Below are 13,538 nucleotides of genomic sequence, written 5' to 3' on the forward strand. Positions count from 1 at the left end.
GATACGCGCATGCTCTACAACCTGTTGTTCCCGCTGAGCAGCGAGTTCCCGATATTCAATATTTTCAAATACATCACCTTCCGGGCTGGTGGTGCGGTGATGACTGCGCTCCTAGTCAGCTTCATTTTCGGGCCCAGCCTCATTCGCTGGCTCAAAAGCAAGCAGGGCAAGGGCCAGCCCATCCGCGACGACGGCCCGCAAAGCCATATCGTCACCAAGCAGGGCACCCCGACCATGGGCGGCGTGCTGATTCTCCTGGCGCTCACCGTCGCGACGCTGTTATGGGCGGATTTGACCAGCCATTACGTCTGGGCGGCGCTTTTGGTGACCATCGGTTTTGGCGCGGTGGGCTTTGCCGACGACTATATGAAGGTCACAAAACTCAATCCTAAGGGCTTGAGCGGTCGCACCAAGCTGTTGATAGAAGGTGTCATCGCTTTCGTCGCCGTGTGGTGGATCATGCTGGCCTCGGGCTCGGCGGAGGCTGGAAAACTGACGATTCCGCTTCTTAAGAATGTTGTCTTCGACCTTGGAAACTTCTATCTCATCTTCGGTCTGGTGGTGATTGTCGGCGCGTCGAACGCTGTCAACCTGACTGACGGTCTGGATGGCCTTGCCACCATGCCGGTGATCATCGCTGCCGGCGCATTCGCACTGATCGCATATGTCGTGGGCAACGTGGTTTTCGCCAATTATCTGCAAATCACCCCGGTCGTCGGAGCCGGGGAACTCGCTGTGTTCTGCGGCGCCATCATCGGCGCGGGGCTCGGGTTCCTGTGGTTCAACGCGCCGCCGGCCATGGTGTTCATGGGCGACACCGGCAGCCTGTCACTCGGCGGTGCGCTCGGCGTTGTCGGCGTCGTCACCAAGCATGAGGTGGAGCTGGCCATTATCGGCGGCCTCTTTGTGCTCGAAACAGTGTCGGTGATCATGCAGGTGGCGTCCTTCAAGCTGACCGGCAAGCGGATTTTCCGCATGGCCCCGCTGCATCACCATTTCGAAGAAAAAGGCTGGCCGGAATCGACGGTAGTCATCCGGTTCTGGATCATTGCGGTGATCCTGGCTCTCATCGGTCTCTCGACCCTCAAACTGCGTTAGGAAGGGACGGGACGTGATAGTCGTCAAGGCGTTTGCAGGCAAAACGGTCGCGGTCTTCGGTCTCGCGCGCTCTGGTCTTGCCTCGGCCTTGTCCTTGCAGGCGGGCGGCGCTCAGGTTCTGGTTCATGACGACAATGCCGACCGCCGCGCCGAAGCCGAACGCCTGGGCCTCACGGTCGCCGATCTTTACGCCGCCGACTGGTCGCGGATGGATGCCTTCGTCGTCAGCCCCGGCGTGCCGCTCACCCATCCCGTGCCGCATCCTTTGGTGATCGCGGCCCAAGCCGCCCATGTGCCGGTCATCGGCGATATGGAATTGTTCGACTATGCCCGCGCCGATCTGCCCCCGGCCAAAGTCATTGCCATCACCGGCACCAACGGCAAATCGACCACGACGGCGCTTGTGGGTCATATCCTCGTTGCGGCAGGCTATCCGGTTGCGGTCGGCGGCAATATCGGCACCGGCGTGCTCGATCTTGAACCCCTGCCCGCAGGCGGCGTCTATGTGCTCGAACTTTCATCCTTCCAGATTGATCTGACCGATAAATTCCGCCCTGACGTGGCGGTCCTCCTCAATATGACGCCCGATCATCTTGATCGTCACGGCGACATGGCGGGGTATGAGGCGGTCAAGGAAAAGCTGTTCCTCGGTCAGGGCTCCGGACAGGTGGCGGTGATCGGTGTCGATGACGCCCATGGCATCCAGTTTGCCGAACGGCTGTCGCGTCAGGAGAAAAACCCTCAGGGCGGTCCGCATGTCATTCCCGTTTCCGTCGAATATGCAACCGGCGGCGGCGTCACCGTCAAGGACGGGGTGCTGTATGACGGCATCGAAGGCGGCGCGGTCCCCGTGGGCAGCCTCACGGCGATTGAAACCCTGCGCGGCAAACATAACTGGCAGAACGCGGCGGCGGCTTATGCGGCGGTGCGTTCGGTCGGGCTTGGCGCGGGCGTGATTTTCCGTGCGCTCGGCAGTTTTCCCGGGCTGGAGCATCGCCTGCAAAAGGTAGCGGCGCGAGACGGCATTGAATTCATCAATGATTCAAAGGCCACCAATATCGACGCGGCCTCCAAAGCGCTCGGCACGTTCGAGCATATCTATTGGATCGCTGGCGGCAAACCCAAGACCACCGATCTTCAGGTCCTTAAGGATTTCTTCCCGCATATCGCCAAAGCCTATCTGATCGGTGACGCCGCCCCGGCCTTCGCCGCGTCTCTCGGCGCGACGCTCGATCATGTGATCGCGGGCGATCTTGCGACGGCGACCCGCATGGCTTTCGCTGACGCGCGCGCGGCGGGACAGGCGGCGGTGGTGCTGTTGTCTCCGGCCTGCGCCTCCTATGATCAGTTCAGGGATTTCGAAGATCGCGGCCGTCAGTTCGCGGCGCTGTCGCAATCCCTTGCGGCCGGGGGGGCTTAAGCCATGTTCACACGTACGGATCGCAGCCTTCTTGGCAATTGGTGGTGGACGGTGGATCGCGGGCTTTTGCTCGCGCTCACCATCCTTATCGGCTTCGGCATGCTTCTGACCTACGGCGCAAGCGTCGCGGTGGCGGAACGGCTTGGCCTTTCGTCCTTTCATTTCGCGGAACGTCAGCTTGGCTATCTGCTGTTGACGGTTTTGCTGATGTTCGGCATTTCGCTCGCCTCGCCGCGCACGGTGCGGCGGACGGCGGTGGCCTTGTTTCCGGTGGTGCTCGGTCTTGTGGTGCTCGCCGGGTTTTTCGGGCCTGAGATCAAGGGCTCCCGGCGCTGGTTGCCACTTGGCAGTTTTGCCTTGCAGCCCTCCGAATTTCTGAAGCCGCTGTTTATTGTCACCTGCGCCTGGATGTTTTCGGAACAGATGCGCAATCCGCAATTTCCGGGTCGCAAGATCGCCGCCGTCATTCTGCTGATGACGGTGACGGCGCTGGTGATGCAACCGGATATCGGCCAGACGGCGCTGATTGTGATTGTCTGGCTCGGTCTGTTTTTCCTCGCTGGTCTGCCGCTTCTGTGGCTTGTGGTGCTGGGCATCACCGGCGTTGTGGCCATGGGTGCGGCCTATATGTTCCTGCCTCATGTGACCAGCCGCATCAATCGCTTCCTCGATCCCGCAAGCGGTGACACCTATCAGATCGACACCGCCTTGAACGCCTTCCGCAATGGTGGTCTGTTCGGGCGCGGTCCGGGCGAGGGACTGGTGAAACGCGTGTTGCCCGACGCCCATACGGATTTTATTTTCGCGGTGGCGGGTGAAGAATTCGGCGTTGTCGCCTGCCTTGGCCTGTTGCTGATTTTCGCCATCATTGTCATTCGCGGTCTTCTTAATCTTCTGAAGGAAAACGACCCCTTCGTCTATCTCGCGACCGCCGGTTTGTTGTTTCAGTTCGGCGTGCAGGCCTATATCAACATGGGCGTCAATCTCGCCGTCTTGCCATCCAAGGGCATGACCCTGCCGTTCGTCAGTTATGGCGGATCATCCATGCTGGCGCTTGGCCTGACCATGGGCATGGTGTTGTCATTCAGCCGCCGTCAGCCGGTGATCGGCGCAAACCGTCCCATGCCGCGCACGATGCCCGCGCGCCGCCGTGAGGAGGGCGAACCATGAAGCGCCGTCAGTTCACCATCGCGCTTGCCGCAGGCGGTACCGGCGGCCATGTGATCCCGGCTCAGGCCCTGGCGGCGGAACTGGCCCGGCGCGGTCATCGCCCAGTGCTGCTGACCGACCGTCGCGGTCTGCGCTATGCGCCTTTATTTCCGGATATCCCGGTGCATGAAGTGGCGAACGCTCCTGCGGGCAGCGGTCTTCTGACCCGTATCCGTTCGGGCCTGATGGCCATCGGCGGCAGTCTGCGGGCGGCACGTTTGCTGCGTGACATCGACGCCTCGGCGGTGATCGGCTTTGGCGGCTATCCATCCTTGCCCTCGGGCTTCGGTGCATTTCTCGCAGGCGTGCCGTTAGCACTTCATGAACAGAACGCGGTGTTCGGCGGCAGCAATCGCCTGCTTGCCCGGGTCGCTCAGTTCGTGGCGCTTTCGGCCCCTGATACACAGCGTCTGCCGCGCTGGATTTCCAATCAGCATGTGACCGGCAATCCGGTGCGCCCGGCGGTAACCTTGCTGCGCGATCGCGATTATCCCACGCCCGAGGCCGATGGACCGTTGCGCATTCTGGTCATCGGCGGCAGTCAGGGCGCGACCATTTTAAGCGATGTGGTGCCAGCGGCGATTTCCGCTTTGCCAAAAGCCATGTACGCCCGTCTCGCCATCATCCAGCAAGCCCGCGAAGAAGATCTCGACCGGGTGCGCAACGCCTATCAATCGCTCGGCATCGCCGCGGCGGTTTTGCCCTTCATCGACAATCTGCCGACCGAACTCGCCGAAGCGCATCTGATGATCGCACGCTCCGGCGCCTCCACCGTTAGCGAATTGAGCGCGGCCGGACGCCCGGCGATCCTCGTACCCTTCGCCGCCGCGACCGATGACCATCAGACCGCGAACGCCGCGGAGCTGCGCGACGCGGGCGGAGCCTGGGTGATCGCACAAAAAGACTTCACCCCGGGGACGCTCGCCAAACTGCTGCAATCCCTGTTGCGGGAGCCTACACAACTGGTGACCGCCGCCGCCGCTGCGCGCGCCACCGGACGGCCGAACGCAGCCTCGGATATCGCCGATCTCATTGAACGTATGATTCTCGCGCGCGGGCCGCTTGCCGCCCTACCGCTTCTAGACGAACAGAATAAGGACGCCGCATGACCAAATGGAACCCGCTCAATATCGGCCGCATTCACTTCATCGGCATCGGCGGCATCGGCATGAGCGGCATCGCCGAAGTGATGCATAATCTCGGTTACGCAGTGCAGGGCAGCGATATCGGTGAAAATGCCAATGTGAAACGTCTGCGCGGTCTCGGTATACCGGTGGCCATTGGTCAGTCGGCCGAAAATGTCGCGGATGCCCGGGTCGTTGTTTATTCCTCGGCGGTCAAGGCCGACAATCCAGAAATGCAGGCTGCCCGCGCAGCCCTGAAACCCGTTGTGCGCCGGGCCGAGATGCTGGCTGAACTGATGCGCCTGAAGGCCTGCGTCTCGATCGCTGGTACCCACGGCAAAACCACCACCACGTCGATGGTCGCCTGCGTGCTTGATGCGGCGGAATATGATCCGACGGTGATCAATGGCGGCATTGTCAATGCTTATGGCACCAACGCGCGTCTCGGCACCGGCGACTGGATGGTGGTCGAAGCGGATGAATCCGACGGGACCTTTGTCAAACTGCCTGCGACCATTGCGGTTGTGACCAATATCGATCCCGAGCATCTCGATTTCTATGGCGATTTTGAAACCGAAAAAGCCGCCTTCCTGCGCTTTGTGGAATCGGTGCCGTTCTATGGCTTCGCCGCCGTCTGCATTGATCATCCGGAAGTGCAGGCACTGATCGGCCGTGTTCATGATCGCAAGATTGTAACCTACGGCCTCAGCCCGCAAGCCGACGTGCGCGGCATCAATCTCAGTTTCGCCAATGGCAATGCCGAATATGACGTCGAAATCCGCGACCGTCAAAACGGCGAGACGCGGGTGATCGCGGGCGTGAAGCTGCCCATGCCCGGTACCCACAACGTGCAAAATTCGCTCGCCGCCATCGCCGTTGCTGCTGAACTTGGCATTTCCGATGATGTAGTGCGCAGTGCGCTCGCGGGCTTTGGCGGTGTCAAGCGGCGCTTCACCAAAGTGGGTGTGATTGATGGCGTCACCATCATCGATGATTACGGTCATCATCCGGTGGAAATCGCCGCCGTTCTCAAGGCCGGACGTCAGGCCTACGACCAGCGCGTGATCGCCGTCGTGCAGCCGCATCGCTATTCGCGCCTGAACAGTCTGTTCGAAGAATTCTGCACCTGCTTCAACGATGCCGACACAGTGATCGTCGCCGATGTCTATGCGGCGGGAGAAGAACCGATCCCTGGCAGAGATCGCGATGCCTTGGCGGAAGGGTTGCGCGCGCATGGTCATCGCCATGTGATCGCGCTCGATAATCAAGCCGATCTCGCGGTTCTGGTCGCGGCCGAAGCCGTGCCGGGCGACGTGGTGATCTGTCTTGGTGCAGGCAGCATTTCAGCCTGGGCCTATGACTTGCCCGAAGCCCTCGCCGGTTTGAAAAGCGGAGCCGCCTGATGACTACGCCGCAGCCCGCGCAGAAAATCCTTGATCGGCTGCCGCCTGTGCGTGGCCGCTATGACGCGGGCGCGTCCTTGGCGGAATATACCTGGTTCCGGGTTGGTGGTGCTGCGGATGTTTTGTTCCGTCCGGCGGATACGTCCGATCTCGTGGATTTTTTGCGCAATGTTCCGGTTGATCTGCCGCTCTCGGTGATCGGGCTCGGCTCCAACCTGCTGGTGCGGGACGGCGGCGTCGATGGCGTGGTTATTCGTCTCGGCAAGGCGTTCGGCCAGATGGAACGGGTGGGGCGTGTCATCCGTGCCGGTGGCGGCGCAAGCGATATCAGCGTTGCCTCGTTCGCCCGTGATGAAGGCCTCGGTGGTCTTGAATTTCTGCGCGGCATTCCCGGCACAATCGGCGGCGCGCTCCGTATGAACGCGGGTGCTTACGGGCATGAAGTGGCCGATGTGCTGGTGGCTGCCGAAGCGCTCGATCGTCACGGCAATCTCCATCGCCTGACGCCGGACGAGATGGGTTTTTCCTATCGCAAGACCCGCGTCCCCGAAGACTGGATTTTTGTCAGCGGCGAATTTCGCGGCACGCCCGATGATCCCGCCGTCATCGCCGCCCGCATGGACCGCATCAACGAAGCGCGCGAGGAAAGCCAACCCTTACGCACCCGCACCGGCGGCAGCACGTTCAAGAACCCGACCTCGGCGGACGCGAAGGGCCGCCGCGCCTGGGAACTCGTCGACGAGGCAGGCTGTCGCGGCCATAAGGTCGGCGGCGCCGAAGTCTCGGCCAAACATTGCAATTTTCTGATCAACAGCGGCACAGCCACGGCAACCGATATCGAACGCCTGGGCGAGGATGTGCGCCGCCGCGTCAAGGACGTGACGGGTGTCTCCCTTGACTGGGAAATCCGCCGCATCGGACGCCGCCCTAAGGAAGGACCGAAGACATGAGCATATTGACCCGCGCCGGATGCCATGTGGCGGTTTTGATGGGCGGCTGGTCGGCCGAGCGCGAGGTCTCGCTTGTGTCCGGCGCAGCAGTGTCCAAGGCGCTGTCCGAAGCGGGTTACCGCGTCAGCGAAATCGACATGGAACGTGACATCGCCGCCCGTCTCGCCGCGCTCAAACCGGATGTGGTGTTCAACGCGCTGCATGGCCGCTGGGGTGAGGACGGAACCGTTCAGGGGCTGCTCGAAATCATGGGCATTCCCTATACCCATTCGGGCGTCATGGCGTCGGCTGTGGCCATGGACAAACCGGCGGCCAAGCAATTGTTTCTCGATGCCGGAATCCCTTGCGCGCCGGGCGTGGTGGTGTCGCGCAGCGAGCTTGTGGCGCACGAGCCGATGCCGCGCCCCTATGTGGTCAAGCCCTTGAACGAAGGCTCAAGCGTCGGCGTCGTCATCGTGCAGAAGGGCGACAACTGGACCGCCGATGTGGCGCGCTTCCCGACCGCCGAGCGGTTGCTGGTGGAGCAATATATTCCGGGCCGGGAAATTCAGGTCGCGGTCATGGACAACAAGGCGCTCGGCGCAATTGAGATCAAGCCGAAATCCGGGTTCTATGATTACGCCGCCAAATACACGGCCGGGCTCGCCGATCATCTGATGCCCGCGCCGTTGTCGGATGCGGCCCGCGCGCTTGTGCATGATTATGCCGAACGCGCCCATAAGGCGCTCGGCTGTCGCGGCGTGACGCGCTCCGATTTCCGTTATGACGAAGCGAACGAGCGGTTTTATATCCTCGAAACCAACACCCAGCCCGGCATGACGCCGCTCTCGCTGGTGCCGGAAATTGCCGGTGACAAAAATATATCCTTCACCGACCTGGTCTGCTGGCTGGTCGAAGACGCGGGAGTGGAACGATGAGAGCTGATCGTGATCCGAACCGGCCTGAGGGCGCACGCGGTCCTGAACTGCGGGTGACGCCCGACGCGCGCCCAACGCAACCCCAGCGTCCTCAACCCCAGCGTCCTCAACCCCAGCGCCCGGATCAACTGCGTCAAGATCCGCAGCTTGCGCGATCTGCGGCCGATCCACGGGATGAGCCGCGCCTGTCTCCTCGCCCGGCGCAACCGCAATCGGCGCAACCGCGTCCTACAGCTCAGCGGCCGCGGCCGCAGGAGCCGCGGCCGCAGGAGCCGCAACTTTCACTCACGCGCGGGGATCGCGACGACGGCGAACCGCGCTATCGCCGGGGGGAACGGGAGATGCATACTCTGCGTCGCAGACGCAGGGTTTATGCATTCCGGAGGCTCATGCCACCAGTTCTTGTGTTCGTTCTTGGTCTGTTCTGCGCATTTCTCTGGAGTTCGGGGGCTGCAAGCTCTATCCTGAACGGCGTAACGCAATTCCTGCTCGATCAGTCGGTCAAAGCGGGGCTTGTGGTGGAAAATGTCAGCATTCAGGGGCGGGACAAGCTGAGCGAGGCCGAGTTGAGAGAAGCTTTGGGCATAACCAAGGGCACGCCGATCTTTGCGGTGGACCCCGAGGACGCGCGCGCGCGTGTTTCATCCGTCGGATGGGTGAAAACGGCGTCTGTGGCGCGTGAATTGCCCAACACCATTCGCGTGGTGATCGAAGAACGCACCCCCGCGGCTCTCTGGCAGCGCGACGGCGTCTTGACCCTGATCGACGCTGATGGCCATCCCATCACCTCGACCGACGTCGCGGGCTACAGCAATCTGCCGCAGGTCGTTGGCAAGGGGGCCGAATTCGCGGCTGCCGATCTCATGAAGGCGGTCAGGTCCGAACCTGAACTCGCGTCCCGCATCAAGGCGGCGGTACGGGTCGGGGAACGGCGCTGGGACATCGTTTTCAAAGGCGGCGTGCGCGCCCGGCTGCCGGAACAGGATCTGCCCGGAGCCTGGGTCCGTCTGGCCGAGCTTGAGCGCAAGCATCGTCTGCTCGAACGTGAAATTCATATCATCGACCTGCGTCAGCCCGACCGGCTGGTGCTGCGCCTGACCGAGCCTGAAGTGGCGCGCCGCAAGGAATCAAGCGACGCCAAACCGAAAGGAGCACGGGTCTAAATGGCCGTTGCCCGCGACAAATTCGTTGCCGCGCTGGACGTTGGAAGCTCCAAGGTCTGCTGCTTTATTGCGCGCCAAACGGATGAAGGCGGGGTCCGTGTCGTCGGCATCGGCCATCAGGTGTCCACCGGCCTCAAGGCCGGCGCCGTGGTCGATATGGAAGAAACCGAAACCTCGATCCGCACCGCTGTTGACGCCGCCGAACGCATGGCTGGCACACCCATTGACGAGGTTTACGTCAATCTGTCGCTGAGCAGCATTCAGTCCGAAGGGGTGTCGGTCGATGTGGCGGTCGAGGGTCATGAAATCGGCAACGCCGATATCCTTCATGTCCTTGACCGTGGCCGCGCGGCGTTTGACGCGCGCGGGCGGGAAATTGTCCATGCCCTGCCGGTGTCTTATGCCGTCGATCAGTCTTTCGGCGTGCGTGAACCGCGGGGCCTGATCGGGGAACGGCTGGGCGTTGAGATGCATGTGGTGACGGCCCCGGCAAGCCCTATCCGCAATCTTGAGGCTTGCGTCGGACGCGGCCATTTGCGGGTCGCGGGATTTGTCGTGTCACCCTATGCCGCCGGTCTGTCGTCGCTCGTCGAAGATGAAAAGGATCTTGGTGTCGTGCTCGTGGATATGGGCGGCGGCACGACCTCGATCGCTGTGTTTATTGATGGGGCGATGGCTTACACCTCGGTCATTCCGGTCGGTGGCAATCATGTGACCAATGACATCGCACGCGGGTTGTTGACGCCGGTGTCCCATGCCGAACGCATGAAGACGCTGTTCGGCAGCGCGCTCCCAAGCGCCTCCGATGATCGTGAAATTATTGATGTGCCGCAGGTCGGTGAACATGACGTCGACAGCATGAGCCGCATTCCGCGCTCCATGCTGACCGGCATCATTCGCCCGCGGCTTGAGGAAACTTTTGAACTCGTGCGCGATCGTCTGATCGAAAGCGGGTTCGACCGATTGGCGGGCCGCCGGGTTGTTCTGACCGGCGGCGCGTCACAGTTGCCGGGTACGCGCGATCTTGCGACCCGGGTGCTTGACAAGCGTGTGCGGGTTGGCCAACCGCTTACGGTGCATGGTTTGGCCGATGTAACCCAGGGACCGGCTTTTTCGACCTGCGCAGGGCTTCTGACCTATGCGGTCAGCGGTCCGGTGGAGGCGCAGGCGCGTCCGACGATGGCGGATCCCCGCAATCGTCTGGCGCGGGTGGGCCGCTGGCTACGAGAGAACTTCTGAAGGGCTGGGGGATGCCACTCTTTCGAAGTAAATGACAACATGACCAAATTCTGTTGAATGGAGATCGCCAAATGACCATCACCCTCAGCATGCCCGAGCTGACAGAGCTTCAGCCGCGTATCACAGTCATTGGCGTCGGCGGAGCCGGCGGCAATGGCGTCAACAACATGATCAAAGCCAATCTGCAAGGCGTCGAATTCGTCGTCGCCAACACGGACGCCCAGGCGCTCGCGCATTCGCGCGCCGACAAGCGCATTCAGCTTGGCAATAAGCTGACGCAGGGCCTTGGTGCCGGTGCGCGCCCGGATGTTGGCCGTGCGGCAGCAGAAGAAAACCTTGAAGAGGTTATGCAATATCTGACCGGCACCCATATGGTGTTCATCACCGCTGGCATGGGCGGCGGTACCGGTACCGGTGCGGCTCCGGTGATCGCGCGGGCGGCCCGTGAACTTGGTGTGCTGACGGTTGGCGTGGTGTCGAAGCCGTTTCAGTTCGAAGGCGGCAAGCGCATGCGCCTTGCTGAAGAAGGCATTGCCGAACTGCAAAAATATGTCGACACGCTGATCATTATTCCAAATCAGAATCTGTTCCGTGTCGCCAATGAAAAAACCACCTTCGCCGATGCCTTCGCCATGGCTGACGAAGTGCTGTATTCGGGCGTGCGCGGTATCACCGACCTTATGGTCATGCCGGGTCTCGTCAATCTCGATTTCGCCGACGTCCGCACGGTCATGAGCGAAATGGGCAAGGCGATGATGGGCACGGGCGAGGCCACCGGTGACAACCGCGCGCTTGAAGCTGCTGAAGCCGCCATCTCCAACCCGCTGCTGGACGAAGTGTCGATGAAGGGCGCAAAGGGCGTGCTCATCAACATCACCGGCGGTATGGATCTTACCCTTTACGAAGTCGACGAAGCCGCCAATCGCATTCGCAGCGAAGTCGATCCGGAAGCACATATTCTCGTCGGTTCGGCGCTCGATGACACGCTTAACGGCCGCATGCGTGTGTCCGTTGTCGCGACCGGCATCGATTCCGAAAACAGCGCCATCGTCCATCAGGTGGCGGCTCAAGCCGCCGCACAGGCAAGCGCGCGCAGCGGCCGTCCGGAATTGGTTGCCACCGCTCCGGCTGCGGCCCGTGATGGCTTCCCGGCGGCTCCGGTGGCCCCTGCGGCTTACGTGGACGCACCCATGGATGCCACCAACGCCGTCGATCTCAGCGCCAACGAGGCTTATGCCACGGAAGCTTACGAGGATGATTACGCAGCTGAGGAAAACTACGAAGAAACACCACATGCCGACCCTGTTCTAAGCCAGCCCGCAGCCGCGCAATATGCTGATGACGAAGCGGATCATTATGACGATCAGGCGTATGATGACGCTCCGCAGCAAGCCTATGAAGAACAGAAGGAATCGCGGTCCTGGTTCGATCGTCTGACCGGCCGTGGCCGTCGCAATGAGCGGTCCCAGCAACAGGATGCCTATGAAGACGACCGCCGCGCGCCGGCACCGCAGTTGAGGGCGCCGCGTGCGGAAATGACACGGATGGAACCCGCCCGCGCTGAACCCGCCCGCGTTGAGCCGCCCCGCGCGGAACCCGCGCGTGGCGAGCCGGCACAACCTGCCGCGCCAAGCCTCGGCCGGAACAATGCGGAAGATCGCCCGGCCCAACGCAATAAACTGGATGATCAACTCGAAATTCCGACGTTCCTGCGCCGTCAGGCCAACTGAGGTCGGCCCCAGATACCACGGCATGAAGGTGGTTGACATCACAGGCGATCTCCGCCGCCTTCACGCCGTTCGGTGACGCCTGGACTTGCTCCGGGCCTTTGGGTCCGATCAAGGTCCACCGTCAAAAGAAACGGCCCGAGCCATCCCGCTCGGGTCGTTTTTTTTGACAATCAGACAAGCCCAAAAGAAACGGCCCGAGCCATCCCGCTTGGGTCGTTTTTTTTGACAATCAGATAAAGCCCAAAAGAAACGGCCCGAGCCATCCCGCTCGGGTCGTTTTTTGACATATCGGGCCGCCCAAAAGAAAACGACCCGAGTGATATCACTCAGGTCGTTCTTGAGAGTTCGCTATCCATGATCATCGCGCACATGCTGTTGCGATGATGGATGCTCAGGCGTCTTGACGTTCCCGCTCATGCTGAGCCAGCATCTTGACCAGGCTCGACAGGGTCGATTTGACCGACGGGTCCTTGATCTCGCTGAAATTCTGAGCGATTTCGATGGCCGAACGATTGGTGCCGCCGTGCTTTTGTTCGGTTATCGGGGCTCCTTCGTCAAAACCATCGAAGAAGTAGGATACATTAACGCCTAACGTCTTCGCGAGTTCATAGAGTCTTCCGGCACTGATACGGTTGGCGCCGGTTTCGTATTTCTGTACTTGTTGATGCGAAAGTTTGAGGTGATTAGCCAGGGATTCCTGGGTATATCCCATCATGCTGCGGCGTTCGCGCAGCCGTTCTCCAACATAAGCATCAACGCGTTTTGCATACACGCTTTGCCGGGCACCACGACGCCGGGCGGGTTCTACTTTTCTGGTTGTAGTTGATTTAGGTGCAGTTGTTTTAGGGGCGGCTTTGGTTGCGGTCGCGGTCTTTGCGGCCGACTTCGGAGGGCGCCCTCTACGAATCGTTGCTTGTTTAGCCATCGCATTGCTCCACAGTTGACTGGCAAGTTTGGTTGCAGCTTCTCGTTATTTTTTGAACTAATCGTCCGCTACCCCCCGGAACAGGTCCGACAGCTCAGGTTTCACTGAGTTACTCTATCTCCCTTGAAGTTGCATCAGAAAATACATCCGCACGTTCAGGATGTGGGGCAAGACGTGATTTCAGGGCAGATGTTTGGCCACATATGTAAGTACAATTGGCAAAATGCTTCCGAAAGCCCACAACTTACAATTAGAACGTGATGCCTGTCAGGGATCAGCTAATTTGTTGGCTCGATCCAAGAGAGTCATGGTATAGAGTTAGCACAAAATCGGATGCTTTGCATGTGTAATCCGCTTTGA

General features: G+C 60.9%; 11 protein-coding genes. 10 read left to right on the plus strand and 1 reads right to left on the minus strand.

Translation table 11 applies throughout. The features are described from left to right. Positions 1-9: 9 nt before the first annotated feature. The 10 genes from mraY (at position 10) to ftsZ (ending at position 12,253) form a co-directional block, all read left to right on the plus strand. Positions 10-1,098, plus strand: coding sequence for a phospho-N-acetylmuramoyl-pentapeptide-transferase (gene mraY, locus NYP16_RS14015; protein ID WP_274944788.1), 1,089 nt, complete (start codon positions 10-12; stop codon positions 1,096-1,098). Positions 1,099-1,111: 13 nt separating this feature from the next. Further along, on the plus strand, positions 1,112-2,518 hold the full coding sequence (gene murD, locus NYP16_RS14020) for a UDP-N-acetylmuramoyl-L-alanine--D-glutamate ligase (RefSeq protein WP_274944789.1): 1,407 nt from the start codon (positions 1,112-1,114) through the stop codon (positions 2,516-2,518). A 3-nt stretch (positions 2,519-2,521) separates the two neighbouring features. Further along, complete coding sequence (gene ftsW, locus NYP16_RS14025) at positions 2,522-3,688, plus strand: putative lipid II flippase FtsW (protein ID WP_274944790.1); 1,167 nt, start codon at positions 2,522-2,524, stop codon at positions 3,686-3,688. After that, complete coding sequence (gene murG, locus NYP16_RS14030; protein WP_274944791.1) at positions 3,685-4,836, plus strand: undecaprenyldiphospho-muramoylpentapeptide beta-N-acetylglucosaminyltransferase; 1,152 nt, start codon at positions 3,685-3,687, stop codon at positions 4,834-4,836. The genes ftsW and murG overlap by 4 nt, the downstream gene beginning before the upstream one ends. After that, complete coding sequence (gene murC, locus NYP16_RS14035) at positions 4,833-6,254, plus strand: UDP-N-acetylmuramate--L-alanine ligase (RefSeq protein WP_274944792.1); 1,422 nt, start codon at positions 4,833-4,835, stop codon at positions 6,252-6,254. Before murG ends, murC begins: the two co-directional genes overlap by 4 nt. Further along, positions 6,254-7,204, plus strand: coding sequence for a UDP-N-acetylmuramate dehydrogenase (murB, locus tag NYP16_RS14040; RefSeq protein WP_274944793.1), 951 nt, complete (start codon positions 6,254-6,256; stop codon positions 7,202-7,204). Before murC ends, murB begins: the two co-directional genes overlap by 1 nt. Continuing rightward, on the plus strand, positions 7,201-8,121 hold the full coding sequence (locus NYP16_RS14045) for a D-alanine--D-alanine ligase (RefSeq protein ID WP_274944794.1): 921 nt from the start codon (positions 7,201-7,203) through the stop codon (positions 8,119-8,121). Before murB ends, NYP16_RS14045 begins: the two co-directional genes overlap by 4 nt. Before the next feature lie 389 nt (positions 8,122-8,510). Then, entirely contained in the window at positions 8,511-9,284 is a 774-nt protein-coding gene (locus NYP16_RS14050; RefSeq protein ID WP_274944795.1) for a cell division protein FtsQ/DivIB, read from the plus strand. Then, entirely contained in the window at positions 9,285-10,523 is a 1,239-nt protein-coding gene (gene ftsA, locus NYP16_RS14055; protein WP_274944796.1) for a cell division protein FtsA, read from the plus strand. Between the two features lie 71 nt (positions 10,524-10,594). Then, positions 10,595-12,253: a cell division protein FtsZ gene (ftsZ, locus tag NYP16_RS14060; RefSeq protein WP_274944797.1), complete on the plus strand. Its 1,659-nt coding sequence runs from the start codon at positions 10,595-10,597 to the stop codon at positions 12,251-12,253. Between the two features lie 391 nt (positions 12,254-12,644). On the opposite strand, the gene NYP16_RS14065 is transcribed toward ftsZ, so the two are convergent. Then, entirely contained in the window at positions 12,645-13,178 is a 534-nt protein-coding gene (locus NYP16_RS14065; RefSeq protein ID WP_274944798.1) for a helix-turn-helix domain-containing protein, read from the minus strand. Positions 13,179-13,538 lie beyond the last annotated feature (360 nt).

It is taken from the genome of Govania unica (assembly GCF_027920805.1).
GTDB classification, from domain to species: Bacteria; Pseudomonadota; Alphaproteobacteria; order Sphingomonadales; family Govanellaceae; genus Govanella; species Govanella unica.

Bases quoted from the DNA above. Each gene is read 5' to 3' on its own strand.
- mraY (WP_274944788.1), top strand. From the start codon at position 10: ATGCTCTACAACCTGTTGTTCCCGCTGAGCAGCGAGTTCCCGATATTC.
- ftsW (WP_274944790.1), top strand. From the start codon at position 2,522: ATGTTCACACGTACGGATCGCAGCCTTCTTGGCAATTGGTGGTGGACG.
- murG (WP_274944791.1), top strand. From the start codon at position 3,685: ATGAAGCGCCGTCAGTTCACCATCGCGCTTGCCGCAGGCGGTACCGGC.
- murC (WP_274944792.1), top strand. From the start codon at position 4,833: ATGACCAAATGGAACCCGCTCAATATCGGCCGCATTCACTTCATCGGC.
- murB (WP_274944793.1), top strand. From the start codon at position 6,254: ATGACTACGCCGCAGCCCGCGCAGAAAATCCTTGATCGGCTGCCGCCT.
- NYP16_RS14045 (WP_274944794.1), top strand. From the start codon at position 7,201: ATGAGCATATTGACCCGCGCCGGATGCCATGTGGCGGTTTTGATGGGC.
- NYP16_RS14050 (WP_274944795.1), top strand. From the start codon at position 8,511: ATGCCACCAGTTCTTGTGTTCGTTCTTGGTCTGTTCTGCGCATTTCTC.
- ftsA (WP_274944796.1), top strand. From the start codon at position 9,285: ATGGCCGTTGCCCGCGACAAATTCGTTGCCGCGCTGGACGTTGGAAGC.
- ftsZ (WP_274944797.1), top strand. From the start codon at position 10,595: ATGACCATCACCCTCAGCATGCCCGAGCTGACAGAGCTTCAGCCGCGT.
- NYP16_RS14065 (WP_274944798.1), bottom strand. From the start codon at position 13,178: ATGGCTAAACAAGCAACGATTCGTAGAGGGCGCCCTCCGAAGTCGGCC.